17 protein-coding genes are annotated in these 25,933 nt (G+C 70.2%); 12 read left to right on the forward strand and 5 right to left on the reverse strand.

The features are described 5' to 3' along the window. The 5 genes from QZV97_RS11000 to QZV97_RS11020 form a co-directional block, all read left to right on the forward strand. Positions 1–1,340 (forward strand): carboxyl transferase domain-containing protein (locus QZV97_RS11000; protein ID WP_295641832.1); only part of this gene is annotated, 1,340 nt, incomplete at its 5' end. Positions 1,341–1,350: 10 nt separating this feature from the next. Further along, positions 1,351–2,490 (forward strand): acyl-CoA dehydrogenase family protein, encoded by a 1,140-nt coding sequence (locus QZV97_RS11005; protein WP_295641834.1) that lies wholly within the window; start codon positions 1,351–1,353, stop codon positions 2,488–2,490. Positions 2,491–2,497: 7 nt separating this feature from the next. After that, complete coding sequence (locus QZV97_RS11010) at positions 2,498–3,289, forward strand: enoyl-CoA hydratase/isomerase family protein (RefSeq protein WP_295641836.1); 792 nt, start codon at positions 2,498–2,500, stop codon at positions 3,287–3,289. Between the two features lie 4 nt (positions 3,290–3,293). Then, positions 3,294–3,923, forward strand: coding sequence for a DUF4126 domain-containing protein (locus tag QZV97_RS11015; protein WP_295641838.1), 630 nt, complete (start codon positions 3,294–3,296; stop codon positions 3,921–3,923). A 14-nt stretch (positions 3,924–3,937) separates the two neighbouring features. After that, the gene (locus QZV97_RS11020) at positions 3,938–5,959 is read left to right on the forward strand and encodes an acetyl/propionyl/methylcrotonyl-CoA carboxylase subunit alpha (protein ID WP_295641840.1); all 2,022 of its coding nucleotides are present in this window, start codon (positions 3,938–3,940) and stop codon (positions 5,957–5,959) included. Between the two features lie 14 nt (positions 5,960–5,973). Here QZV97_RS11020 and QZV97_RS11025 read toward each other — a convergent pair whose 3' ends face one another. Next, the gene (locus QZV97_RS11025; protein WP_295641842.1) at positions 5,974–6,402 is read right to left on the reverse strand and encodes a hypothetical protein; all 429 of its coding nucleotides are present in this window, start codon (positions 6,400–6,402) and stop codon (positions 5,974–5,976) included. Positions 6,403–6,544: 142 nt separating this feature from the next. Between QZV97_RS11025 and QZV97_RS11030 the strand changes: the two genes are divergently transcribed. From QZV97_RS11030 to QZV97_RS11050, 5 genes are all read left to right on the forward strand, one after another. Continuing rightward, positions 6,545–7,465, forward strand: a complete 921-nt coding sequence (locus QZV97_RS11030; RefSeq protein WP_295641844.1) for a hydroxymethylglutaryl-CoA lyase — start codon at positions 6,545–6,547, stop codon at positions 7,463–7,465. After that, the gene (locus tag QZV97_RS11035) at positions 7,462–7,956 is read left to right on the forward strand and encodes a YbaK/EbsC family protein (protein ID WP_295641846.1); all 495 of its coding nucleotides are present in this window, start codon (positions 7,462–7,464) and stop codon (positions 7,954–7,956) included. Before QZV97_RS11030 ends, QZV97_RS11035 begins: the two co-directional genes overlap by 4 nt. Continuing rightward, the gene (locus QZV97_RS11040; RefSeq protein ID WP_295641848.1) at positions 7,953–8,159 is read left to right on the forward strand and encodes a DUF1289 domain-containing protein; all 207 of its coding nucleotides are present in this window, start codon (positions 7,953–7,955) and stop codon (positions 8,157–8,159) included. Before QZV97_RS11035 ends, QZV97_RS11040 begins: the two co-directional genes overlap by 4 nt. Then, a complete protein-coding gene (locus QZV97_RS11045) occupies positions 8,156–8,809 on the forward strand; it encodes a 2-hydroxychromene-2-carboxylate isomerase (RefSeq protein ID WP_295641850.1) in 654 nt (217 codons plus the stop codon). Before QZV97_RS11040 ends, QZV97_RS11045 begins: the two co-directional genes overlap by 4 nt. A gap of 180 nt (positions 8,810–8,989) precedes the next feature. Beyond that, positions 8,990–10,744, forward strand: coding sequence for an MFS transporter (locus QZV97_RS11050; RefSeq protein WP_295641852.1), 1,755 nt, complete (start codon positions 8,990–8,992; stop codon positions 10,742–10,744). Between the two features lie 53 nt (positions 10,745–10,797). Here QZV97_RS11050 and QZV97_RS11055 read toward each other — a convergent pair whose 3' ends face one another. After that, the gene (locus QZV97_RS11055) at positions 10,798–13,215 is read right to left on the reverse strand and encodes a PAS domain-containing protein (RefSeq protein ID WP_295641854.1); all 2,418 of its coding nucleotides are present in this window, start codon (positions 13,213–13,215) and stop codon (positions 10,798–10,800) included. A gap of 206 nt (positions 13,216–13,421) precedes the next feature. Here QZV97_RS11055 and uvrA point away from each other — a divergent pair, with 206 nt between their 5' ends. Both uvrA and QZV97_RS11065 read left to right on the forward strand, forming a co-directional pair. After that, entirely contained in the window at positions 13,422–19,148 is a 5,727-nt protein-coding gene (gene uvrA, locus QZV97_RS11060) for an excinuclease ABC subunit UvrA (protein ID WP_295641856.1), read from the forward strand. A 16-nt stretch (positions 19,149–19,164) separates the two neighbouring features. Beyond that, positions 19,165–20,391 (forward strand): tetratricopeptide repeat protein, encoded by a 1,227-nt coding sequence (locus tag QZV97_RS11065; protein WP_295641858.1) that lies wholly within the window; start codon positions 19,165–19,167, stop codon positions 20,389–20,391. Positions 20,392–20,532: 141 nt separating this feature from the next. Here the strand turns inward: QZV97_RS11065 and QZV97_RS11070 are convergent, their stop codons facing one another. Genes QZV97_RS11070 through QZV97_RS11080 form a run of 3 tightly spaced genes read right to left on the reverse strand, consistent with a single transcriptional unit; the run spans position 20,533 to position 25,930 of the window. Beyond that, entirely contained in the window at positions 20,533–23,688 is a 3,156-nt protein-coding gene (locus QZV97_RS11070) for a type I restriction endonuclease subunit R (RefSeq protein ID WP_295641860.1), read from the reverse strand. Beyond that, complete coding sequence (locus tag QZV97_RS11075) at positions 23,685–24,821, reverse strand: restriction endonuclease subunit S (protein ID WP_295641862.1); 1,137 nt, start codon at positions 24,819–24,821, stop codon at positions 23,685–23,687. The genes QZV97_RS11070 and QZV97_RS11075 overlap by 4 nt, the downstream gene beginning before the upstream one ends. Beyond that, positions 24,818–25,930, reverse strand: a complete 1,113-nt coding sequence (locus tag QZV97_RS11080; protein ID WP_295641864.1) for a Fic family protein — start codon at positions 25,928–25,930, stop codon at positions 24,818–24,820. Before QZV97_RS11080 ends, QZV97_RS11075 begins: the two co-directional genes overlap by 4 nt. Between the last annotated feature and the right edge of the window lie 3 nt (positions 25,931–25,933).

Below are 25,933 nucleotides of genomic sequence, written 5' to 3' on the forward strand. Positions count from 1 at the left end.
TGATCGCCGGCATCGGCCGGGTCAGCGGCGTCGACTGCATGATCGTGTGCAACGACGCCACGGTGAAGGGCGGCACCTACTACCCGATGACGGTCAAGAAGCACCTGCGCGCCCAGGAGATCGCCCGCGAGAACCGCCTGCCCTGCCTCTACCTGGTGGACAGCGGCGGCGCCAACCTGCCGAACCAGGACGAGGTATTTCCCGATCGCGAGCACTTCGGCCGCATCTTCTACAACCAGGCCAACATGTCGGCCCAGGGGATCCCGCAGGTCGCGGTGGTGATGGGCTCCTGCACCGCCGGCGGCGCCTACGTGCCGGCGATGAGCGACGAGACGGTCATCGTCAAGAACCAGGGCACGATCTTCCTGGGCGGCCCGCCGCTGGTGAAGGCGGCGACCGGCGAGGTCGTCAGCGCCGAGGACCTGGGCGGCGGCGACGTGCACACGCGCCTGTCGGGCGTGGCCGACCACCTGGCGCACAACGACACGCACGCGCTGGCGCTGGCGCGGCAGATCGTCGGCAGCCTGAACTGGCGCAAGGCCGAGCCGCTGCGGCTGCAGCCCGCGCGCCCGCCGAAGTTCGACCCCGCCGAGCTCCACGGCGTGATCCCCGTCGACACGCGCAAGCCCTACGACGTGCGCGAGGTCATCGCCCGCATCGTCGACGGCTCGGAGTTCGACGAGTTCAAGGCGCGCTACGGCCCGACGCTGGTGACCGGCTTCGCGCACATCGAGGGCCAGCCGGTCGGCATCGTCGCCAACAACGGCATCCTCTTCAGCGACTCGGCGATGAAGGGCGCGCACTTCATCGAGCTGTGCTGCCAGCGCCGCGTGCCGCTGGTCTTCCTGCAGAACATCACCGGCTTCATGGTCGGCCGCAAGGTCGAGGCCGAGGGCATCGCCAAGCACGGCGCCAAGATGGTCACCGCGGTCGCCACCGCCACCGTGCCCAAGTTCACCGTCATCATCGGCGGCAGCTACGGCGCCGGCAACTACGGCATGTGCGGCCGCGCCTACTCGCCGCGCTTCCTGTGGATGTGGCCGAACGCGCGCATCTGCGTGATGGGCGGCGAGCAGGCGGCCGGCGTGCTGGCCACCGTGCGGCGCGAGGCGGTCGAGGCCAAGGGCGGCACGATGACGGCCGAGCAGGAGGCTGCGATCAAGCAGCCCATCCTCGACCAGTTCGCGCACCAGTCGCACCCGTACTACGCCAGCGCGCGGCTGTGGGACGACGGCGTCATCGATCCGGCCGACACGCGGCGCGTGCTCGCGCTGGCGATCAGCGCGAGCCTCAACGCACCGATTCCCGATTCGCCGCGCTTCGGCGTGTTCCGCATGTGAAGGCCCGGCCGTGAGCAACGACAACATCTACCTCAGCCCCGAACACGAACTGCTGCGCGACCAGGTCGCGCGCTTCCTGGCGCGCGAGGTCGAACCCCACGCCGAGAAGTGGGAAGAAGCCGGCTTCACGCCGCGCGACGTGCTGCGCAAGATGGGCGGTGCCGGCCTGCTGGGCCTGATGTACGGGGCCGAGCACGGCGGCGCCGAGGCCGACGCGCTGACCAACCTGGTGTTCGCCGAGGCGCTGTCGCAGTCGACCTTCGGCGGCTTCATCATCACGGTGCTCGTGCACACCGACATGGCCAGCCCGCACCTGCACCATGCCGGCAGCGCGGCGCAGCAGGCCCGCTACATGCCGGGCGTGATCCGCGGCGAGACCATCACCGCCGTCGGCATCACCGAGCCCGGCGCGGGCTCCGACGTGGCCGGCCTGCGGACGACGGCCCGGCGCGAGGGCGATGAGTGGGTGCTGAACGGCACGAAGCTCTTCATCACCAACGGCGTGCACGGTGACCTCTACTTCATCGCCGCGAGAACCGGCGAGGGCCGGCACGCGATCTCGATGTTCATCGTCGAGAAGGGCACGCCCGGCTTCAGTGTCGGCCGCTCCCTGAAGAAGACCGGCTGGCTGTCGTCGGACACCGCCGAGCTGGTGTTCGAGAACTGCCGCATCCCCGCCGCCAACCTGCTGGGCGAGGAAGGCAAGGGCTTCCACGCGGTGATGAAGAACTTCCAGACCGAGCGCATCGCGCTGGCCGCGATGGCCGTCGGCCATGCGACGCAGGCGCTGAAGATGACGCTGACCCAGGTCCGCGACCGTCGCGCCTTCGGCGCCACGCTGTGGGACAAGCAGACCATCCGCCAGCGCCTCGCGATGCTCGACGCGAAGACCCGCGCCGCGCGCGCCTACATGTACCACTGCGCCTGGCTGGTCACGCAGGGGCGCGACGTGGTGCAGGACGTGTCGATGCTCAAGGCCCTGACCGGCGAACTGGTCAACGAGGTCGTCTCGACCTGCCAGCAGTTCCACGGCGGCATGGGCTACATGCGCGAGACCGCGATCGAACGCCTATGGCGCGATGCGCGCATCCTGGCGATCGGCGGCGGCGCGACCGAGGTCATGCTCGACGAAGCCGCCAAAAGATACTGAGCCCGCGATGACCGACCCGACCACGATCCGCATCGAACGCCCCGCACCCGCCGTGGCGCGCGTCACGCTCGCGCGTCCCGAGGTGCGCAACGCCTTCAACGAGGTCGTGATCGCCGAGCTGACGGCGGCCTTCCGCGCACTCGACACCGACGACAGCGTGCGCGTGATCGTCCTCGCCGCCGACGGCAGCGCCTTCTGTGCCGGCGCCGACCTGAACTGGATGCGCCGCATGTCGGGCTACTCGCGCGACGAGAACCTGGCCGACGCCGGCGCGCTGGCCGAGATGCTGCGCAGCATCGCCGCCTGCCGCAAGCCGACGATCGCTCGCGTGCAGGGCGACGCCTACGCCGGCGGCATGGGACTGGTCGCCGCCTGCGACGTCGCGGTCGCCGCCGAGGGCGTGCACTTCTGCCTCAGCGAGGTCAAGCTCGGGCTGATCCCGGCGACGATCTCGCCGTACGTGATCCGCGCGATGGGCGCGCATGCGGCACAGCGCTATTTCCTGACCGCCGAGCGCTTCGATGCCGCGACGGCCTCGCGCATCGGCACCGTGCACGAAGCCGTCGCCGCCGATCAGCTCGATGCGAAGGTCCAGCACTTCGTCGAGGCCTTCCTGGCCGCCAGCCCGCAGGCGCTGGCCGACTGCAAGCGCCTGCTGCACGACGTGGGTACGCAGCCGGTCGATGCGGCGCTGGTCGCACGGACGGTCGCGTTCATCGCCGACTCGCGCGCGTCCGACGATGGCCGGCACGGCATCGCGTCCTTCCTCGGCAAGACCAGGCCGCACTGGGCCGCATGAACGCATGGATGCGCTGCAGGCTCTCGACACGACCCAGCTGATCGCGCTGGCCGCGACGCTGGGCTGGGCCAGCGGCCTGCGCCTGTACGCGGTGCTGGCGATCACCGGCCTGGTCGGCTATGCCGGCTGGGTGTCGCTGCCGCCGGGCCTGCAGCTGCTGCAGCATCCGGCGATGCTGGCCGGCAGCAGCCTGATGGTGTTCGCCGAGTTCTTCGCCGACAAGATCCCCGGGCTCGATTCGCTGTGGGACCTGGTGCACACGCTGCTGCGCATCCCGGCCGGCGCGGCGCTGGCGGCCGGCGTGTTCGGGGCCGATCACGCCACGATGGCCGCGGTGGCCGCCTTGCTGGGCGGCACGCTGGCCGCCACCAGCCATGCGGCGAAGGCAAGCACGCGCGCGGCGGTCAACACCTCGCCCGAGCCTTTCTCCAACATCGGGCTGTCGCTGCTGGGCGACCTGGCGGTGCCGGGCATGCTGTGGCTGGCCTTCGAGCACCCGGTGCTCGCCATCGTCGCGGTGTCGCTGGCCTTCGTGACGATGCTGGGCGTGATCTGGTGGCTGTCGAAGTTCCTGCGGCGCGTGTGGTCGCGACTGAAGATGCTGCTCGGCCTGCCGTCGTCGACGGCGGCCTGACGGAGAAGAACGAGATGTTCAAGAAGATCCTGATCGCCAACCGCGGCGAGATCGCGTGTCGGGTCGCGGCCACCGCGCGCCGGCTGGGCATCGCGACCGTGGCCGTCTACTCCGACGCCGACGCGAACGCGCGCCACGTGCGGGCCTGCGACGAGGCCGTGCACATCGGCGGCAATGCGCCGCGCGACAGCTACCTGCTGCACGAGCGCATCCTGCGGGCCGCGCTGGCGACCGGCGCCCAGGCCGTGCACCCGGGCTACGGCTTCCTGAGCGAGAACGAAGGCTTCGCGCAGGCCTGCGCCGATGCCGGCGTCGTCTTCATCGGGCCGCCGCCGTCGGCGATCCAGGCGATGGGCCTGAAGGCGGAGTCCAAGCGACTGATGGAGTCAGCGCGCGTGCCGCTGGTGCCGGGCTACCACGGCGCCGACCAGGATCCGGCGCTGCTCAAGCGCGAGGCCGGGCGCATCGGCTATCCGGTGCTGATCAAGGCCAGCGCAGGCGGCGGCGGCAAGGGCATGCGCGTCGTCAATGCCGAGTCCGAGTTCGACGCGGCGCTGGCGTCCTGCCAGCGCGAGGCGATCAACAGCTTCGGCGACGACGCGGTGCTGGTCGAGCGCTACGTGACCCGGCCGCGGCACATCGAGATCCAGGTCTTCGGCGACCGCCACGGCGACTGCGTCTACCTCTTCGAGCGCGACTGCTCGGTGCAGCGTCGTCACCAGAAGGTGCTGGAGGAAGCCCCCGCGCCCGGCATGACGCCCGAACGCCGCCGCGAGATGGGCGAGGCCGCGGTCGCGGCCGCCAAGGCGGTCGGCTACGTCGGAGCCGGCACGGTCGAGTTCATCACCGAGCAGGACGGTCGCTTCTATTTCATGGAGATGAACACGCGGCTGCAGGTCGAGCACCCGGTCACCGAGGCGATCACCGGGCTCGACCTGGTCGAGTGGCAGCTGCGCGTGGCGGCCGGCGAGCCGCTGCCGCTGAAGCAGGACGAGCTCAGGATCCACGGCCACGCGATCGAGGCGCGCATCTGCGCCGAGAACCCGGACGCGAACTTCCTGCCGTCCATCGGCCGGCTCGACGTGCTGCGCTGGCCCGCGCACGTGGCCTTCAGTCGCAACGCCGATGCCGAGCGTTTCCACGAGCCGGCGCCGGTGCGTGTCGATGCCGGCGTCGGCGAGGGCGACGCCATCACGCCGCACTACGACCCGATGGTCGCCAAGCTCATCGTCTGGGGCGAGGACCGCGCGCAGGCGCTGCGCCGGCTGGATGCCGCGCTGGCCGCGACGCACATCGTCGGGCCGCACACCAACGTGGCCTTCCTGCGGCGTGCGGCGGCCAGCGCCTCGTTCTCGTCGGCCGACCTCGACACCGGCCTGATCGAGCGCGAGCGCGCCGCGTTGTTCGATGCACCGGCCCTGCCGATCGACATCGTGGCGAGCGGCGTCGCGGCGCATGCGCTGGCGCTGGAGCGCGCCGCCGAGGCCGCCGACCCGTGGTCACGCCGTGACGGCTGGCGCCTGCACGGCGGTGCGACGCGCCGCTTCGAGATCGACCATGCCGGAGCCCACCATCGCGTCGCCCTGGAGCGTCGGCACGACGGCAGCATGGTCCTGACGACCGGGGAACGGGCGCAGGCGTTCTCGGCCGTGCCGGCGGGCAGCGATCGCTATGACGTGGTGGTCGGCGAGCGGCGACTGCTGCTGTCGGTCTATGCCATCGGCGAGGACGTCGCGGTGTTCGCGCCCGAGGGGTCGGCGCTGTCGCGCGAGGTCGATGTGCTGGGCCACGCCGGCGAGGGCGCCGCCGAGGGCGGGCGGCTGACGGCGCCGATGCCCGGCAAGGTGGTGGCGTTCCTCGCGCAGCCCGGCGATCGCGTCAAGCGCGGTCAGCCGCTCGCGGTGATGGAAGCGATGAAGATGGAACACACGCTCGCCGCACCGAGCGACGGCGTCGTGAAGGGCTTGCGGTTTGCCGCCGGCGAGCAGGTCGGCGAGGGCGAGGCCTTGCTCGACTTCGAGGCGCAGGCGTCGTGAGCGACGCCTCGGGATCAGTGGCGTTCCTGGCTGTCGGCGCCGAATCCCAGCCAGCCCGACACCGAGAAGCGGCGCACCGGCGGCGTCGGCGGTTCGGCTTCGAGCGTGTGCGTCAGGCCGAAGCCGCTGGTCTGCTGCGACCAGGGCATCTCCTGCGGAGTGACCGGGCCGCGGCGCGGGATCAGCGCGAGGGCCGCGCGCGCGGCCTTGGCGGCGACGTCCATGTGGACCTTCGCGTTCTCGGCGGCCGTCGCTTCCTCGAAGCGGTTGGCCAGGTCGAACAGGCCGTCGTCGTCGAGGCTGCGGCAGACATTCAGCGCCTCGTCCGCATAGTCGCGCTGGCGCAGCATGCGGCCGACGTCGATGCCCTCGCCCAGGTTGCGCAGCAGCGCGAAGTGGATGCGGGTGGCGAGCTGGAGGCGGGTGAAGGTGGTGGTGGTCACGAGGAACTCCGCGAGGTGAATGCATGGTGCTTTGCGGGGGATCACCTGCCCATCCCGCACAATGGGGAGGGTCCACACCGGTTCATGGGGGAATGTGGGCACCTGCTGACGCAACGAGGGTCCTGTTCGTGAGGAAACGCACATGCTGCCGAGTCGAGTGAGCCTCGTCGATGTCGGTCCGCGCGACGGCCTGCAGAACGAGAGGCAGCCGGTCGCCGCCACGCACAAGATCGAACTGGTGCATCGCCTGCAGGCGGCCGGCCTGCGCGAGGTCGAGGTCACCAGCTTCGTCAGCCCGAGGTGGGTGCCGCAGATGGCCGACAACGCCGAGGTGATGGCGGGCATCCACCGCCGACCCGGCGTGCGCTACAGCGTGCTGGTGCCCAACCTCAAGGGCTTCGAGGCCGCCGTCCCCACGCAGCCGGACGAGATCGTCGTCTTCGGCGCCTGCAGCGAGGCCTTCAGCCAGAAGAACATCAACTGCTCGATCGCCGAGTCGATCGAGCGCTTCGCGCCGGTCACGGCCGCGGCGCGCGCGGCCGGCATCAAGGTGCGTGGCGCGATCTCCTGCGCGGTCGGCTGTCCCTACGAAGGCGACATCCATCCCGATCGCGTCGAGCTGGTGGCGCGGCTGATGCACGAGATCGGCGTCCAGCACGTCGGCGTGGCCGACACCATCGGCGTCGGCACGCCGCGGCGCGTGCAGGCCGCGATGGAGCGCGCGCTCAGGCACTACCCGCTCGACGAGGTCAGCGGCCATTTCCACGACACCTACGGCCAGGCGCTCGCCAACGTGCACGCCTGCCTGCAGATGGGCGTGCACGTCTTCGACGCCAGCGTCGGCGGCCTGGGCGGCTGCCCGTACGCCAAGGGCGCGACCGGCAACGTCGCGACCGAGGACGTGGTGTTCCTGCTGCACGGACTGGGCATCGAGACCGGCATCGACCTCGACGCGCTGGTCGACGCCGCCGGCTGGATCTCCGGCGTGCTCGGCCGCAAGCCGGTGTCGCGCGTCGCGAACGCCGTGCTCGCGAAGCGGCCGACGGCGGAAGCCGCCGCATGAACGAGGCGACGCTCGAGCCGCGGCCCGAGGGCTTCCGGCACGTCACGCGCGTGCTGTCGGAGCTGGGTCATCCGCGCGCGCCGCGCTTCCTGGACATCGCGGCCCGCACCGCCCAGGAGGCGGCCGACGCGCTCGGCGTGTCACTCGGCCAGATCGCCAAGAGCGTCATCTTCCGGCGCCGCGACGACGACGCGGCCGTGCTCGTCGTCACCTCCGGCGATCGCCGGGTCGACGAAGCCAAGGTGGCCGCGCACACCGGTGCGCTGAAGCGCGCCGATGCCGACTTCGTCAAGGCGCACACCGGCTACTCGATCGGCGGCGTGGCGCCGCTCGGCCATGCCCGGCCCTGCGTGACGCTGATCGACCGCGAGCTGTTCCGCTTCGACGAGATCTGGGCCGCGGCCGGCCATCCGAACGGCGTGTTCCCGCTGAGCCCGCAGCAGCTCGAGCAACTGACCGGGGCGCCGGTCGCGGACGTGGTGCAGTCGTGAAGCAAGCCGACGTCGCGACCACGCCGGTGCCGTCGCCCTGCAACAGCGTCTGCCGCATGAGCGCGACCACGGGCTGGTGCGAGGGCTGCTGGCGCACGCTCGACGAGATCGTCGCCTGGGGCCGGCTCGACGACGCGGCCAAGCGCGCGATCTGGCTGCAGCTGGGGGCGCGGCGCTCCGGCGCGACGGAGACCGCGCGATGACGCCGATCACCTTCTGGTTCGATCCGATCTCGCCGTATGCGCACCTCGCCTTCGAGCAGCTGCCGCAGGCGCTGGAAGGCTGCTCCTACGTCGTCGAGTACCGGCCGCTGCTGTTCGCCGGCCTGTTGAAGCACTGGGGCCAGCTCGGTCCGGCCGAGATCGCGCCCAAGCGCGACTGGACCTATCGCCAGATCGCCTGGCTCGCGCACCGCCAGCGCCTGGCGATGGAGGTGCCGGCTGTGCATCCCTTCAACCCGCTGCCGCTGCTGCGCCTGCTGCTGGCCTGCGCCGACGACGGCCGGCCGAACCGCCTGCAGTGCGAGACCGTGCTGCGCCATGTGTGGCAGGGCGGCGCGCCGGCCGACGATGCGGCGCGGCTGGCCGAGCTGGGCGCACGCCTGCAGCCAAGACGTGATCCACAGTCCGACGCCGTCAAGCAGCAGCTGCGCGAGAACACCGAAGCCGCCGTCGCGCGCGGCGTGTTCGGCGTGCCGACGCTCGAGCTGCCGCGGGCCGATGGCGGGGCCCGACTGTTCTGGGGCTTCGACGCGCTCGACATGGCCGCGGCCTGCCTGCGCGGCGATCCCTGGTTCGCCGCGCACTGGGACGCGCCCGCGCAGGTCGGGACCGGCGTGACGCGGGCGCGCTGACGCCAGCCTGTCGCGTAAGTTGCGGGCAAGCCCGCTTTCGCATCGCAATACAAGGCGCGGGGGTTAACCCGCGAGCCGTCAGCGTGCGTTGGTTTGGCGTCAGGGCCTGTCAAGTCGCACCGCGGATCCTCCTCGGCACGCGCCGCAGCTGCGGCGTCTGCACACAAGGAGACAACCCCCATGGCCGCCGTCCTGCCCGCCACCGCATCCACCGCGGCGGCACCCATGACCCGCGAGGAGAAGAAGGTCATCCTGGCCTCGTCCCTCGGCACCATCTTCGAGTGGTACGACTTCTACCTCTACGGTTCGCTGGCGGCCATCATCGGCGCGCAGTTCTTCTCCAACTACCCGGAGGCGACGCGCAACGTCTTCGCGCTGCTGGCCTTCGCCGCCGGCTTCCTGGTGCGGCCGTTCGGCGCGCTGGTGTTCGGTCGCCTCGGTGACCTGGTCGGCCGCAAGCACACCTTCCTGATCACGATCGTCATCATGGGCCTGTCGACCTTCATCGTCGGCTGCCTGCCCGGCTACGAGGTGCTCGGCTGGGCCGCGCCGGTCAGCCTGATCGCCCTGCGCATGCTGCAGGGCCTGGCGCTCGGCGGCGAGTACGGCGGCGCGGCGACCTACGTGGCCGAGCACGCGCCGAAGGGCCGGCGCGGCTTCTTCACCGCGTGGATCCAGACCACGGCGACGCTCGGCCTGCTGCTGTCGCTGATCGTCATCCTGTTCACGCAGATCTACGTCAACGCCAACTACCCCGAAGTCGAAGTGCTGATCAGCGGCACCAAGACCAAGATCACCGCGTTCGCGGCCTGGGGCTGGCGCATTCCCTTCCTGCTGTCGGTGCTGCTGCTGGCCGTGTCGGTCTACATCCGCCTGCAGATGAACGAGAGCCCGGCCTTCAAGAAGATGAAGGAAGAGGGCAAGCAGTCCAAGGCGCCGCTGTCCGAAGCCTTCGGCCAGTGGAAGAACGCCAAGATCGCGCTGCTGGCGCTGCTCGGGCTGGTCGCCGGCCAGGCCGTGGTCTGGTACACGGGCCAGTTCTACGCGCTGTTCTTCCTGCAGTCGATCCTGAAGGTCGACCAGTTCACCGCCAACGTGCTGATCGCCTGGTCGCTGACGCTGGGCACCGGCTTCTTCCTGGTGTTCGGCGCGCTGTCCGACCGCGTCGGCCGCAAGCCCATCATCCTGGGCGGCTGCCTGATCGCGGCGCTCACCGTGTTCCCGCTGTTCAAGGCGCTGACGGCCACGGCCAACCCGGCGCTGCACCGCGCGCAGGCGTCGGCGCCGGTGGTGGTCAATGCCGACCCGGCCGACTGCTCGTTCCAGTTCAACCCGACCGGCACCGTCAAGTTCACCAAGTCCTGCGACATCGCCAAGGCCCTGCTGGCGCGCAACGCGGTCAGCTACACCACGGTCGACGCCCCGGCCGGCACGGTGGCGACGGTGAAGATCGGCGCCGAAGAGGCGCTGTCGGCCAAGGACCCGGACTTCGCCAAGAAGGCCGCGGATCTGATCACCAAGGCCGGCTACCCCGGCGCCAGCGATCCGGAAAAGGTCAAGATCCCGATCGAGCCCAAGGAAGGCCTGTGGAACGTGCTCAAGATGTTCGACATCTTCAGCGCGCAGAAGCTCACCATCATCGGCATCCTGACCATCCTGGTGATCTACGTGACGGCGGTCTACGGTCCGATCGCCGCGGCGCTGGTCGAGCTGTTCCCGACCCGCATCCGCTACACCTCGATGAGCCTGCCGTACCACATCGGCAACGGTTGGTTCGGCGGCATGCTGCCGGCCACGGCCTTCGCGATGGTGGCGCAGTCGGGCGACATCTACTACGGGCTGTGGTACCCGGTGGTGATCGCGCTCGGGACCTTCGTCATCGGCCTGCTGTTCGTGCCCGAGACCAAGGACCGCGACATCTACGCCGACGACTGAGCGCAGCGGACACTTGCAAGCGGCGCGCCGGTTCCCGGCGCGCCGTTTTTTCTTCAGGCCTCGTCGTCGTCCGGCAGCCAGCGCAGCAGCTCGGCGCGCAACTGCTCCAGCACGATCGGCTTGGTCAGGAAGCCGTCCATGCCCGCGGCCAGGCTGGCGGCGCGGTCGCTCTCGAGCGCGTGCGCGGTCAGCGCGACGATCGCGAAGGGCGGCAGCGTGCCGCCTTGCTGCAGCGCGCGCAGGCGGCGGCAGGTCGCGTGGCCGTCCAGGCCCGGCATCTGCACGTCCAGCAGCATCAGGTCCGGCGGCTGCGTGTGGCAGGCGGCGATCGCGGCCTCGCCGCCGTCGACGCTGTCGACCTCCAGGCCCAGCGCGACCAGCATCTGCTCGCCGATCAGGCGATTGACCGGGTTGTCCTCGACCAGCATCACGCGCCGCGGCAGCGCGCCGGGCCGGGTGATCGGCGGCAGCGCCGCATGGGCGGCCGACGGCTGCAGCATCTCCAGCAGGTCGTGCGGCGTCAGCGGCATGAAGCTGGGCGTGATCGCCAGCGCGCGCGCCGCCAGCTCGACCTCGGGCTGGGCCCAGTCCGGCCGCACCAGCAGCGTGATGCGTGCGTCGGGCAGCGCGGCGCGCAGCCCGGCCAGGTCCGGCGACTCGCCCAGCACGTGCTCGGCCACGACGACCAGCTCGGGGTGATCGGCGGGCGGCGTCTGCCGCGCCTGCGCCACCGCGGCCGCGAGCCCCGGCAGCAGCGCGGACTGCCAGCCGAGCCGCGCGAAGCGCGTCACCAGCCACTCGCCGATCATCGGCCGCGTGTACAGCAGCCAGGCGCGGCCCGGCACCGGCTGCCACAGCTGCGCGTCGCCGTCGACCGCCAGCGGCAGGCGCAGCGTGAAGCAGCTGCCGGCGCCCGGCGTGCTGGCCAGCGTCAGCTCGCCGTCCATCGCCTCGGCCAGGCCGCGCGCGATCGACAGGCCCAGGCCCGTGCCGCCGTGGCGCCGCGTCAGGCTGGCGTCGCCCTGCACGAAGGCGTCGAACACGCGGGCCTGCGTCGCGGCGTCCATGCCGGGGCCGGTGTCGCGGAACTCGATCACCGCCTCGCAGCGGCCCGGCCCGGCGGGCCGCATCGTCGTCACCAGCGCCAGATGGCCGCGCTCGGTGAACTTGGCCGCGTTGCCCAGCAGGTTGGTCGCGATCTGGCGCAGCCGCTCCGGGTCGCCGCGCACCCGCGTGATGTCGCCGATGTGGTCGAACATCACGTTCAGGCCCTTGCCGCGCACCGCCGGCATCACCGCGCGCAGCGTCTGCGCCAGCAGGCCGGGCAGGTCGAAGGGCGTGTCGACCAGCGCCAGCTTGCCGGCCTCGAGCCGCGAGAAGTCGAGCACGTCGTTGATGATGCCGAGCAGCGAGCGCCCCGACTGCAGCGCCAGCTCGAGGTGGCGCCGCTGCGCCGGCGACTGCGCGCTGCGCAGCGCCAGCTCGTTGAGGCCCAGCACGCCGTTCAGCGGCGTGCGGATCTCGTGGCTCATGTGCGCCAGGAAGCGCGACTTCGCCTCGCTGCCGCGGTCGGCCGCGGCGCGCTGCTGCTCGGCCAGCGCCAGCGTGGCCTCGAGCTTGGCCGTGCGTTCGCTCACCAGCTGCTCCAGGTGCTGCTGCTGGCGCTGCAGCGCCTCGCGCGCCATCACCTGCTCGTGGATGTCGGCCATCACGCCGGTCACCAGGACGCGCCCGTCGGCGTCCTCCTGCGCCATCGCGCGCGAGTGGAACCAGCGGTAGCCGCCGGACTTCGTGCGCATCCGGTAGTCGATGGTCCAGCGGCTGCGCTCGTCGATGCCGACGGCGACGCGCGACTCGAAGCGATCGCGGTCCTCGGGATGCATCAGCCCGGTCAGCCGGGCGCGGCTCGTGCCGAGCTCGGCCGGCGTGTAGCCCAGCAGCTCGGCGAAGCGCGGCGCGAGGTAGAAGTCGTCGCTGTCGGCCCAGCGCTCGAACAGCGCCTCGTTCGCGGCCTCGACGGCACGCTCGAAGCGCTGCGTGATCTGCGTCAGCGCCTGCTGCGTCGTCTTCTCGCGGTGCACGTCGCTCAGCGCGCCGGTGATGACCTCGGAGCGGCCGTCGCTGCCGGCCCAGGCGCGGCCGCGGCCGCGCACCCAGCGCCAGCGCTCCTGCCGGTCGAGGAAGCGGACCTCGTAGGTGAAGCTGCCGACGCTGTCGATCGCCGCCTGATAGGACGCCAGGAAGGGACCGATGTCGTCCGGGTGGACGCGCGCGTTGATGACGTTGCGGTCGTTCGGCAGCTCGTCGGGCCCGAAGCCGAACATCGCGCGAAAACTCGGCGAATACCAGCTGAGGTTGCTGCGCAGGTTGCGCTCCCAATAGCCGTCCTGCGAGCCGGCCATGGCCCGCTCGTAGCGCGCCAGCAGCTCGGCGTCGGTCAGCGACGGGGGCTGGGGTGGGGGCGGCTCCATGGGGGCGCGGGGTTGGCGACCCAATGTACTGCGCGGGTCCGCGGCGTGGCAGGGGAGATGCCCGCAAGCAACACCCCGATGCGGGGCCGGGGGCCGGGGGCCGGGCACGCCGCGTCGCGGCCCTGCGGCGGGCTCCGGCTTTCGAAACGACACCGACACCGCCGCCGGAGCTTCCTAGAATCTTCGGCCTCACCCCCGGACCCCCCATGCCCAACGGTCAACGCCCACCCGGCCTGATCCGCATCCGCGGCGCGCGCCAGCACAACCTCAAGAACCTCGACCTCGACCTGCACACCGGCGAACTGACCGTCGTCACCGGGCCCAGCGGCTCGGGCAAGTCCAGCCTGGTCTTCGACACGCTGTATGCCGAGGGCCAGCGCCGCTACGTCGAGACCTTCAGCGCCTATGCGCGCCAGTTCCTCGACCGCATGGACCGCCCGGCGGTCGACGCGGTCGACGGCGTGCCCCCGGCCATCGCCATCGACCAGACCAACCCGGTGCGCACCAGCCGCAGCACGGTCGGCACGATGACCGAGCTGAACGACCACCTCAAGCTGCTGTTCGCGCGCGCCGCGCAGCTGTTCGACAAGCAGACCGCGAAGCCGGTGCGCGAGGACGACCCGGAGTCGATCTACGCCGACCTGCACAAGCGCGCGGCGCCCGGGCAGCGCCTGGTCGTCACCTTTCCCGTCGAGCTGCCCGCGGGCACCAGCGACGAGCAGATCGAGCAGTGGCTCGCCGCCAGCGGCTACACCCGCGTGCAGGCGAAGCGCGAGGTCGCCACGCCGACGGGGCCGCGCACGCTGCTCGATGTCGTCGCGGACCGCTTCAGGCTCGACGGCACCGAGAAGTCGCGCGTCGCCGAGGCGCTGGAAGTCGCGCTCAAGCGCGGCAGCGGCCGGGTCAACGTCTACGCGCTGAAGGAAGAGGGTGAGGAGCCCGAGTTGTGGCGCTACAGCCAGGGCCTGCACAGCCCCGACAGCGACACGCGCTACAGCCACCCGCAGCCGGCGATGTTCAGCTTCAACTCGGCCTACGGCGCCTGCGAGACCTGCCGCGGCTTCGGCCGCGTGATCGGCGTCGACTGGGGCCTGGTGATCCCCGACCACCGCAAGACCCTGCGCAGCGGCGCGATCAAGCCGCTGCAGACGCCCGCCTGGAAGGACTGCCAGGACGACCTGCTCAAGTACGGCGGCGAGGCCGGCATCCCGCGCGACACCGCCTGGAGCCAGCTGTCCGAGGCGCAGCGCGACTGGGTCATAGCCGGCACGCCCAACTGGAAGGGCAACTGGAACAAGCAGTGGTACGGCATCCGCCGCTTCTTCGAGTACCTGGAGAGCAAGGCCTACAAGATGCACATCCGCGTGCTCTTGTCCAAGTACCGCAGCTACACACCCTGCACGGTGTGCGGCGGCGCGCGGCTCAAGCTCGAGTCGCTGCTGTGGCGTCTGGGCACGAAGGACGGCGCCGACGCCGTGCTGCCGCCCGGCAAGCGCGTGATGCCGGTCGGCGCGGCGTGGACCCGCGAGCAGCTCGAGGCCCTGCCCGGCCTGAGCCTGCACGACCTGATGCTGATGCCGATCGACCGGCTGCGCCGCTTCCTCGACGAGCTGCAGCTCCCCAGCACGATGCTCGACGACGCGCTGGAGTTGCTGCTCGACGAGGTGCGCACGCGCCTCAAGTACCTGTGCGACGTCGGCATCCACTACCTGACGCTGGACCGCCAGAGCCGCACGCTCAGCGGCGGCGAGGTGCAGCGCATCAACCTCACCACGGCGCTCGGCACCTCGCTGGTCAACACGCTGTTCGTGCTGGACGAGCCCAGCATCGGCCTGCACCCGCGCGACATGGACCGCATCAAGCAGGCGATGCTGCGGCTGCGCGACGCCGGCAACACCCTGGTGGTGGTCGAGCACGACCCGGCCGTGATGCTGGCCGCCGACCGCGTGATCGACATGGGCCCGGGTCCCGGCACGCAGGGCGGGCGCATCGTCTTCGACGGCACGCCGTCGGACCTGAAGCGCGCCGACACCATGACCGGCGCCTACCTCGGCGCGCGGCGCAGCATCGGCCTGGGCCTCAAGCGCGCGGTGACCGTCGGCACGCCGCGCCTCATCGTCGAAGGCGCGCGCGAGCACAACCTGCGCAACATCACCGTCGAGTTCCCGCTGCAGCGCCTGGTCTGCGTGACCGGCGTGTCCGGCTCGGGCAAGAGCACGCTGATGCAGGACCTGCTGTACCCCGCGCTGGCCCGCCACTTCGGCAAGGCCACCGAGACCCCCGGCGCGCACGACCGCCTGCTGGGCGCCGACTGGCTGAGCGACGCGGTCTTCGTCGACCAGTCGCCGATCGGCAAGACCGCGCGCTCCAACCCGGCCAGCTACGTGGGCACCTTCGACGGCCTGCGCACGATCTTCGCGGACGCGGCCCTGTCGCGGCAGCGCGGCTACGGCCCGGGCATGTTCAGCTTCAACGCCGGCGACGGCCGCTGCCCCACCTGCGGCGGTTCGGGTTTCGAGCACGTCGAGATGCAGTTCCTGTCCGACGTCTACCTGCGCTGCCCCGACTGCGACGGCAAGCGCTTCCGCCCCGAGCTGCTGGAAGTGAAGATCGAGCGCGGCGGCCGCCCGCTCGACGTCAACGACGTGCTGGAGCTGACCATCGCCGACGCGGTGCGCCTGTTCGCCGACGACCGCGACGTGCTGCGCGCGCTGCAGCCGCTGGTCGACGTGGGCCTGGACTACGTCAAGCTCGGCCAGCCGGTGCCCACGCTCAGCGGTGGCGAGGCGCAGCGCCTCAAGCTCGCGGGCTTTCTGGCCGAGGCGGCCAAGGACAGCCCGGCGTCACGACAGTCGGTGGCGCGCAAGGGCACGCTCTTCCTCTTCGACGAGCCCACCACCGGCCTGCACTTCGACGACATCGCCAAGCTGATGCGCGCCTTCCGCAAGCTGCTGGAGGCCGGCCACTCGATCATCGTCATCGAGCACAACCTCGACGTCATCCGCGCCAGCGACTGGATCGTGGACCTGGGCCCCGAGGGCGGCGAGGCCGGCGGCCAGCTGGTCTGCGACGGCACGCCCGACGACGTGAAGGCGCATGCCACGTCCTACACCGGCGCCGCGCTGCGCGACTACGAGCGCTCGCTGGGCGAGGGCGGCCATGCGGTGGAAGAGGGCGCGCCGCTGCAGACGGTGGTGAAGGCGCGCCGCGCGCGCGCGCAGGTCGAGGCCATCCAGATCGTCAACGCGCACGAGCACAACCTCAAGGGCCTGAGCGTCGACATCCCGCGCGGCAAGTTCAGCGTCGTGACCGGCGTCTCGGGCTCGGGCAAGAGCACGCTGGCCTTCGACATCCTGTTCAACGAGGGCCAGCGCCGCTACCTGGAGAGCCTGAACGCCTACGCCCGCAGCATCGTGCAGCCGGCCGGCCGGCCCGAGGTGGACGCGGTCTACGGCATCCCGCCCACGGTGGCGATCGAGCAGCGCCTGTCGCGCGGCGGCCGCAAGAGCACGGTGGCCACCACTACCGAGGTCTATCACTTCCTGCGCCTGCTCTACGTGAAGCTGGGCACGCAGTACTGCCCCAAGTGCACGGCCGATGCCAGCGTGGCCGTGAAGCCGCAGACGCCGGAGTCGATCGCCGCGCAGCTGCTGCGCGACTACAAGGGCCAGCACATCGGCCTGCTGGCACCGCTGGTCGTCAACCGCAAGGGCGTCTACACCGACCTGGCCAAGTGGGCCGCGCAGCGCGGCCACACGCACCTGCGCGTCGACGGCGAGTTCGTGCGCACCTCGCCCTGGCCGCGGCTGGACCGCTTCAAGGAACACACGCTGGAGCTGCCGGTCGGCGACCTGTTCGTCAGCGCCGACCAGGAGGCCGCGCTGCGCGAGCTGCTGGCCAAAGCGCTGGAGCTGGGCAAGGGCGTCGTGCATCTGCTGGCGCCGCTGGACGGCCTGCAGGGCGCGATGGCCGCCGGCGCCGCGACCCACCGCATCGGCAGGGTGAAGGTCTTCTCGACCAAGCGCGCCTGTCCGTCCTGCGGCACCAGCTACCCCGAGCTGGACCCGCGCATGTTCTCGTACAACAGCAAGCACGGCTGGTGCACCGACTGCGTGGGCACCGGCCTCACGCTGACGCGCGAGCAGCGCAAGGCGCTGGACGACTCGGTCCGCGACGACGACAACGGCGGCCGCGAGAAGACCTTCGCGGAGCCCGAGGTCGAAGACGTGGCCGACGCGCCCTGCGGCACCTGCCACGGTGCGCGGCTCAACAAGGCCTCGCTGGCGGTGCGCTTCGGCCACGCGGCGGATGGCGAGCAGTCGATCGCCGCCGTCGCGGCCAAGGCCGTCAACGAGGCGCGCCGCTGGGTCGAGTCGCAGAAGCTCGACGGCCGCGAGGCCACGATCGCGCGCGACGTGATCGCCGAGATCAAGTCGCGCCTCGCCTTCCTGGAACAGGTGGGCCTGGGCTACCTGACGCTGGACCGCGCCGCGCCCACGCTGAGCGGCGGCGAGGCGCAGCGCATCCGCCTGGCGGCGCAGCTGGGCAGCAACCTGCAGGGCGTCTGCTACGTGCTCGACGAGCCCACCATCGGCCTGCACCCGCGCGACAACAAGGTGCTGCTCGACGCGCTGCACCTGCTGGGCAGCCAGGGCAACACGCTGGTGGTGGTGGAGCACGACGAGGACACCATCCGCCGCGCCGAGCACATCATCGACATCGGCCCCGGCGCCGGCAAGCGCGGCGGCCGGCTGGTGGCCGAGGGCACCGCGGCCGACCTGCTGCGCGCGCCCGACTCGCTGACCGGCAAGCTGCTGCAGCACCCGATGCGCCACCCGCTGCAGCCGCGCCGCGCGGTCGGCCAGGACGCCGCCTGGCTGACCGTGCGCGGCGCCACGCTGCACAACCTGCGCGGGCTCGACGTGGGCGTGCCCGTCAACCGCCTGGTCGCCGTCACCGGCGTCAGCGGCTCGGGCAAGAGCACCGTCGCGCGCGACGTGCTGCTGGCCAACGTGCAGCAGGTCGCGCCGATGAAGGCCACCCAGGCCGGCCGTGCGGCGCTCGCGGCCGGCAAGACGCCGGCCTGGATCGCCTGCGACGCGCTCGAAGGCTTTGCGCCCATCGACCGCGTGCTGGAGGTCGACCAGACGCCGATCGGCAAGACGCCGCGCTCCTGCCCGGCCACCTACATCGGCTTCTGGGACACGATCCGCAAGCTGTACACCGAGACGCTGGAAGCCAAGGCGCGCGGCTACGCGGCGGGGCGCTTCAGCTTCAACACCGGCGAGGGCCGCTGCCCGGGCTGCGAGGGCCAGGGCCTGCGCACCATCGAGATGGCCTTCCTGCCCGACGTGAAGGTGCCCTGCGACCTGTGCCACGGTGCGCGCTTCAACCCCGAGACGCTGGCCGTGACCTGGCGGGGAAAAAGCATCGGCGACGTGCTGCAGATGGAGGTCGACGAGGCGCTGCCCTTCTTTGCCAGCATGCCCAGCATCGCCCACCCGCTGCAGCTGCTGCAGGACGTGGGCCTGGGCTACCTGACCTTGGGTCAACCGTCACCCACGCTCAGCGGCGGCGAGGCGCAGCGCATCAAGCTCGTCACCGAGCTCAGCAAGGTGCGCGACGACGTGACCCGCCGCGGCCAGAAGCCGCCGCACACGCTGTACGTGCTGGACGAGCCCACGGTCGGCCTGCACATGGCCGACGTGGAAAAGCTGATCCGCGTGCTGCACCGCCTGGTCGACGGCGGCCACAGCGTGGTGGTCATCGAGCACGACCTCGACGTCATCGCCGAAGCCGACTGGGTGCTGGACCTGGGACCCGAGGGCGGCGCCGGCGGCGGCCGGGTCGTGGCGGCCGGCACGCCCGAGCAGGTGGTCGCGGCCGGTACGCACACCGGGGTCGCGCTGGCGCCGGTGCTGGCGCGTCGCTGAACAGCAGGCCGGCGCGATGACCACCGCCCCGCCCGACGACCCGCGCTTTGCGCAGGCCAAGGCCGACTTCATGGAAGGCCTGGCGCAGCTGGAGGCCGGCCAATGCGACGCGGCCGAGCGCTGCTTCTGCGCGTCGCTGCGGGGCGTGCCGGGGCGCGTGTCGACGCTGGTCAACCTGGCGGCCGTGCGCCTGCTGCTGGGCCGGCCCGAAGAAGCGCTGGACAGCGCCCGCCAGGCCCTGCAGGGCGAGCCGGACAACGTCGACGCGCTGCTGCACCAGGCCAGCGCCCTGGCGCAGCTGGGCCGCGCCGAGGCGGCACGGCGCGGCTTCGAGCGGCTGCTGGCGGTGGACGACCGGCACGTCGCCGCGTGGACGCGGCTGGCCGAGACCTACAAGACCCTGGGTCGGCGCGACGATGCGCTGCGCGCCTATGCGCGCGCGCTGGCGCTGGAGGCCGACCAGCCCGAGGTCTGGTCGCGCCACGGTGACCTGCTGCGCGAGGCCGGCCGCCACGACGACGCGGCGCAGGCCTTCCGCGAGGCGCTGGCGCGCGGCGGCGACGCGGCGCTGAACGGCTACTACCTCGCGGCGGTGACCGGCGACGGCCGCGCGTCGCCGCCGCCGACCGCACCCGCGGCCTACGTGCGCGGCCTCTTCGACGGCTACGCCGACGACTTCGACCAGCACCTGCGCGGCCTGCTGGGCTACGAGGCCCCCGAGCGCCTGGCCCGCCGCCTGGCCACGCACGCGCCCTTCCAGTCGGCACTGGACCTGGGCTGCGGCACGGGCCTGTGCGGCCCGCTGCTGCGGCCGATGTCGCGCCGCCTGGTGGGCGTGGACCTGTCGGGCGCCATGCTGGCCAAGGCGCGGGTGCTGGGCGTGTACGACGAGCTGCTGCAGGCCGACCTGCTGGAGGCGCTGGCGCGCCCCGCCGAACCGCGCCACGACCTCGTCGTGGCGGCCGACGTCTTCATCTACGTGGGCGAGCTGGAACCCGTGTTCGCCGCCGTCCGCGCCGCCACCACGCCCGGCGCGATCTTCGCCTTTACCGCCGAACCGCCCACCGACCCGCGGCAAGGCGTGCAACTGCTGCCCAGCCTGCGCTACGCCCACTCCACCGACTACCTGGCCCGGCTGGCCGAGGCACAGGGCTTCGAACTGCTGGCGCTGGAGCGGGATGTGATCCGGCGGGAGCAGAGGCGGGAGGTGGAGGGGGTGTATGTGGTGGGGAGGCGGGGGTAGGTCATTCAGCAGACTGGCTCGCAACTTTGAGCTGCTTGACTGCTGGCGAACCACCTGGCGTGGCCACCCTTGGCGGTGACACGGCGTTCATTTGGGGCTGAGCTCGATCGCTGCGGTGCGCTTGGTTGAGTACCCTGACCGCTAAGCTGCCCAACCGTCTGTCAAGCGCTCCGCCTGCTCCAGCACCAGCCGGATCGCCTCTTCCTGCATGTCCGGTGGGTACTTGTGCCGCCGCAGCGTGATGCGCACGAGATTGCGCAGCCGCGCACGAACGCTGTCGCGCTTCTGCCAGTCCACCGTGGCGCTGCCTCGCAGCTTCTGGGTCAGCTCTTGCGCGATGGCCTTCAGCACGGGGTCGCCGAGATCGCGCACTGCGCTCTCGTTGTTGGCCAGCGCGTCGTAGAAGGCCAGCTCTGACTCGTTCAGACCCAGCTCGTCGCCGCGCTTGGCTGCTTCACGGAACTCCTTGGCCATCGCGATCAATTCTTCGATGACCTGTGCGCTCTCGATGGCGCGGCTGCGGTAGCGATTCAGTGCTGCAAGCAACCTATCGCCGAACTTCTTCTCCAACACCACGTTGGTCCGCGAGCGCGACTTCACTTCGTCGTTGAGCAAGCGCTGCAGCAGCTCCACCGCAAAGTTCTTCTGCGGCAGCCGGCGTACGTCTTCGAGGAAGGCATCCGACAGGATGCCGATGTCCGGGCGCTCCAGCCCCGCCAGCTTGAAGATGTCTTCGACGCCCTGCGCCACCACGGCGTTGTCGAGGATCTGCCGCAGAACCGCGTTGCGCCTGTCTTCCGAGAGCTTCTTGTCGGGCTCGGTGGCCTTGGCGATCACGGCCTTGATGGCCTGAAAGAACGCGATCTCCTCGCGCAGCACCACTGCGTCGTCCAGCGTGCCGCACAGGGAAAATGCCTTGGTGATGCCCAACACCACGTCAGCCCAGCGCTTCTTGCCTTCGTCCTGACTCAGCACGTGGTTGGCCGCGGGGATCAACAGCGCCACGGCCTTGGTTCGGTAAGCGCTGTGGTCGAAGCCGTGCAACTGGCCACGCGCCACGTCCATCAGCTCCTTCAGCTTGGCCAGTGCCTCGGCGGCGTCAAGCGTCGGCTGGCCCTTGCCGCGGCTTTCGGTGTAGGTCTTGAGCGCGCTGCGCAGCTCGGCGGCAATGCCGATGTAGTCCACCACCAGGCCGCCTTCCTTGTCGCGGAAGACGCGGTTCACCCGCGCGATGGCCTGCATCAGGTTGTGGTCGCGCATCGGCTTGTCCACGTACATGGTGTGCAGGCAGGGCACGTCGAAGCCGGTGAGCCACATGTCGCGCACGATCACGAGCTTGAGCGGGTCCTTCGGGTCCTTGAAGCGCTTCTCCAACTGCTTCTTGGTGCCGGCGTTGGTGATGTGCGGCTGCAGCGCCGCATCGTCGGCGGCCGAGCCCGTCATCACCACCTTGACCGCGCCTTGCGCCGCGTCGGTGCTGTGCCAAGCCGGCCGCAGCGCCACGATCTCGGCATAGAGCTGCGCGCAGATGGCGCGGCTCATGCACACGACCATCGCCTTGCCTTCCACCGCCGCGTTGCGCGCCTCGAAGTGCGCCACCAGGTCGGCGGCCACCTGCTTCAGGCGCGGCTCGGCGCCAACAAGCTTTTCCAGTTGCGCCCAGCGGCCCTTGGCGGCCTCGCGCTGGGCCACGTCTTCCTCGTCCTCGAACACCTCCTCCACGTCGGCGTTGAGCTGCTCGATCTGCGCCTGGTTGATGTCCAGCTTGGCCAGGCGGCTCTCGTAGTAGATGGGCACGGTGGCGCCGTCGTCCACCGCGTCCTGGATGTCGTAGATGCTGACGTAGTCGCCGAACACGGCGCGTGTGTCCTTGTCGCTGCTTTCCACCGGCGTGCCGGTGAAGCCAACGAAGGTGGCGTTCGGCAGCGCGTCGCGCAAGTGCTTGGCAAAGCCGTACTTGTACTGGCCGCTCTTCTTGTCGAGCACCGCGCGAAAGCCGTACTGCGAGCGGTGCGCCTCGTCGGCGATCACCACCACGTTGGTCCGATCGGTGAGCTTGGGGAACTGCGCCTCGCCCGGCCCCGGCGCGAACTTCTGCACTGTGGAAAAGATGATGCCGCCCGAGGGCCGCCCGGCCAGCAAGGCGCGCAGCTCGTCGCCGTCGTTCGCCTGTTGCGGCAGCTCCTTCAGCAGCGCCTTGGCGCCGACGAAAGTCTGGAAGAGCTGGCCATCCAGGTCGTTGCGGTCGGTCACCACCACCAGCGTCGGGTTGCCCATCGCCGGCTCGCGCATCAGCTTGGCCGCAAAGCACACCATCGAGATGCTCTTGCCCGAGCCTTGGGTGTGCCACACGATGCCGCCCTTGCGCGAACCCGGCTGCACCTGCCGGCCGTACGTGGCGCGCTCCTCTTGCGCTGCCTCTGGCGGTGGCCCGCTGGCCGCGATGACCGTGGCCCGGACCGCTTCGCGCACGGCATGGAACTGGTGGTAACCGGCGATCTTTTTGATCAGCTGCCCATCCGCTTGCTCGAACAGAACGAAGTAGCGCAGGTAGTCGAGCAGCAGCTCGGGTTTGAAGAAGCCGCGCACCACCGTTTCCAGCTCGAACTGCAGCAACGGACGGTCGCCTTCGTTCGCCACCGTGCGCCACGGCAGAAAGCGCTCGCGGCTGGCGGTGAGCGAGCCGATGCGCGCGTGCAGCCCATCGCTGATGACCAGCGCCTCGTTGGTGGCGAAGAGGTCGGGAATCTCTTCCTTGTAGGTTTGCAGCTGGTTGTAGGCGCTCCAGATGTCGGCCTGTTCAGAGGCAGTGTTCTTCAGCTCAACCACCGCGATGGGCAGGCCGTTGATGAAGCACACCAGGTCGGGCCGGCGCGGCCGCTGTCCCTTGGAACCGTGGCCTTGCACGGTGAACTGGTTGACGACCAGGAAGCGGTTGCGCTCGGGATTGTCGAAGTCGATCACGCGCACACGGTCGCCGCGTTGCAGGCCCTGGGTATCGGTGATGGCTACGGGCACGCCATCGACCAGCGCGTGGTGCAGCGCCTGGTTGCGCTGCAGCAGCGAAGGGTGATCGGGTTTGGTGAACGCGTGGACGGCTTCGTCCAGCGCCGAGGAGGTCAACCCCGGGTTCAACAGCGCCAGTGCTTGGCTCAGCTCGTCGGCAAGGACGACCTGTCGCCACTCCGCACGGGCCGGTGCGGCGCTGTCCGGCGCGATGGCCACGCCGTGACGGAACTCCCAGCCGGTCTCCTGGAACCAGGCAATGGCGAGCTGTTCGAGGTCGTCTTCGGTCATGCCGCGGGCTCGATGGCTGCAACGGGAACTTCGCCCGACAGCAGCTTGGGAAGCAGGCTATCGCGCATGGCCGCCAGCGTCCGCGCTTCGGCTGAACAGGCCTGCGCCAGGGCGAACAGCGGTGCGACGGCGGCATCGAACCGTGCCATGCCCTCAACACCGGGGTCCAGGATGGGCACTGATTCGATGTGCGCCTTGGTCACGGCTTCGCGCGACGCGCCCGCGTTGAGGCCGAGCAAGTAGGCCTTGGTGTCTGGCTGCAGCAGGTGCAGGTGCAGAAAGTGCGGCGACACATCAGTCTTGGCCCGAATGATCGCTACGTGTTGATTCACGCGAGCCGGCAGCACATCCGGCGGCACGACACAGGTCCGCAGGATGGACGCGCCCGTGATGTTCAGCAGCACATCGCCGGCTTGCACCTGCACATTGGCCAGCTGGCGCGCGGCTTCGTCGGTGATTCGCGCCAGACCGTCCCAGACGAATTGCGAGTCGTAGACGTTCTGGCTGCGGATCAGGGCCACGCCTTCGTCAATGTAGACCTCGCGGCCGCCACGCGGGGTTGCGCCGCTGCCGATCTTGGTGGTCAGGTCTTTCAGCGTGACGGGCTGCGCGTCGTCGGGCGTGTTGTCCACGAAACAAGACTTGAAGATCGCCTGCGCGATGGCCTCCAGCGTCTGGCTCATGCGGCGGTTCAGCTCAATCTTGTCGTCGAGGGCTCCCAAGACGTCTGCGATGGCTCGCTGATCACGAGCACTCTGCGGAACTCGCACCGGAAGTGGCGCGATGTGGTTTCGATTCAGAGTAGGCACCGCCCCGCCGGCATTGAAGGCCGCAAGGTCCAGCGATGACAACAGGTAATGACAGAAGCGGGGATCGTTGCCGTTGAAGTCCTTAGCCCATAGGGTGGTGTTCAATGGCCAGAAGTCGCGTTCGATGTACTGGCTCCCACCAAGACTTCCAGAACGACCGATCACGACCCCCGGAGCGGACACCATTGCCTTGACATGACTACCCACTTGCCCCGTTGAAGCAATCACGGGAAACGGGCCCTCGCACCGAACCTGAACCGGAAGATCAAACCCACGCTGGAGGTGTATGACCTCACCTAATGGTTTCGTTACCCAGGCACTCATCCCTGCGCCCCTTCCACCATCTCCGCCTTCGTCAAGATTGCATTCAGCGCCTGGTTGATGTAGTAGTTCGACCGCCCCACCTTCACCTTCTGCACGAAGCCGCTGGCCGTCAGCGCGTCCAGGTATTTGGTGGCCGTGAGTCGCGACACCTTCAGATCGCGCTCGACGAATTCAATCTTGGTGTACGGGTGCATGAACAGGTTGTTGATCAGGTCCTGGCTGTAGAACTTGTGCGCCGTGCGGATGCGGTGCTTGTAGTCCATCAGCGCGGCTTTGATGTCGGCCACGGTGGCGATGGTCTGCTGCGCGGTCTGCTCCACGGCGGCCAGCATGTACAGCACCCAGGCTTGCCACACCGGCACGGCGTCGTTCTGCTCGCGCACGGCTTGCAGCAGGCGGTAGTAGTCGGGCTTGTGGCGCACGATGTGGCGGCTGAGGTAGAGCACGGGGATGTCGAGCAAGTCCTTGTTCACCAGGTAGAGCACGTTGACGATGCGGCCGGTGCGGCCGTTGCCGTCGTAGAAGGGGTGGATGCTCTCGAACTGGTGGTGCACCAGCGCCATCTTGATCAAGGGGTCGGCGTCGAAGGCGCTGTCGTCGTTGATGAAGCGCTCCAGGTCGCGCATCAGCGCGACGATGGCGGCCGGGTCTTGCGGCGGCGTGTACACCACGCGGCCGGCGCCGTCCTTCAGCGCCGTGCCGGGCAACTTGCGAAAGCCCGCGTTGTTCTGCTCCAGCTCGGCCTGGATCTCGATCATGTGGTTGGCGGTGAGCAGGCCACTGCGCTTGACCAAGTCGAAGCCGACGCCGAGCGCTTGCACGTAGTGCCGCACTTCCTTGGCGGCGGGCGAGGCGAACAGGTCCGGGTAGGTGGCGCTGCGGAACAGCTCGTCGTGTGTGGTGACGATGTTCTCGATGGCCGAGCTGTCCTTGGCCTCTTGCAGGCCCAGGGTGTTGATGAGGATGCCCTGGTTGGGCATGCCAGCCGCCAGGCCCTTCAACTCGGCGAGCTTGCGGCTCGCGGTGGCGGTGGCCTTGAGAAGCGCGGGGGACTCGAAGTACGCCGCCTTCAGGCGGGTCAGGGGTTGGAGCGGCGGCAGGGCGGGCATCGA

Source organism: uncultured Methylibium sp. (assembly GCF_902826655.1).
In the GTDB taxonomy this organism is placed as follows: Bacteria; Pseudomonadota; Gammaproteobacteria; order Burkholderiales; family Burkholderiaceae_C; genus Methylibium.

What these genes read in the sequence shown, in the direction of transcription:
- QZV97_RS11015 (WP_295641838.1), top strand. Translation starts at nt 3,294, where the DNA reads ATGGATGCGCTGCAGGCTCTCGACACGACCCAGCTGATCGCGCTGGCC.
- QZV97_RS11020 (WP_295641840.1), top strand. Translation starts at nt 3,938, where the DNA reads ATGTTCAAGAAGATCCTGATCGCCAACCGCGGCGAGATCGCGTGTCGG.
- QZV97_RS11055 (WP_295641854.1), bottom strand. Translation starts at nt 13,215, where the DNA reads ATGGAGCCGCCCCCACCCCAGCCCCCGTCGCTGACCGACGCCGAGCTG.
- uvrA (WP_295641856.1), top strand. Translation starts at nt 13,422, where the DNA reads ATGCCCAACGGTCAACGCCCACCCGGCCTGATCCGCATCCGCGGCGCG.
- QZV97_RS11045 (WP_295641850.1), top strand. Translation starts at nt 8,156, where the DNA reads ATGACGCCGATCACCTTCTGGTTCGATCCGATCTCGCCGTATGCGCAC.
- QZV97_RS11030 (WP_295641844.1), top strand. Translation starts at nt 6,545, where the DNA reads ATGCTGCCGAGTCGAGTGAGCCTCGTCGATGTCGGTCCGCGCGACGGC.
- QZV97_RS11050 (WP_295641852.1), top strand. Translation starts at nt 8,990, where the DNA reads ATGGCCGCCGTCCTGCCCGCCACCGCATCCACCGCGGCGGCACCCATG.
- QZV97_RS11075 (WP_295641862.1), bottom strand. Translation starts at nt 24,821, where the DNA reads ATGAGTGCCTGGGTAACGAAACCATTAGGTGAGGTCATACACCTCCAG.
- QZV97_RS11010 (WP_295641836.1), top strand. Translation starts at nt 2,498, where the DNA reads ATGACCGACCCGACCACGATCCGCATCGAACGCCCCGCACCCGCCGTG.
- QZV97_RS11035 (WP_295641846.1), top strand. Translation starts at nt 7,462, where the DNA reads ATGAACGAGGCGACGCTCGAGCCGCGGCCCGAGGGCTTCCGGCACGTC.
- QZV97_RS11080 (WP_295641864.1), bottom strand. Translation starts at nt 25,930, where the DNA reads ATGCCCGCCCTGCCGCCGCTCCAACCCCTGACCCGCCTGAAGGCGGCG.
- QZV97_RS11065 (WP_295641858.1), top strand. Translation starts at nt 19,165, where the DNA reads ATGACCACCGCCCCGCCCGACGACCCGCGCTTTGCGCAGGCCAAGGCC.
- QZV97_RS11070 (WP_295641860.1), bottom strand. Translation starts at nt 23,688, where the DNA reads ATGACCGAAGACGACCTCGAACAGCTCGCCATTGCCTGGTTCCAGGAG.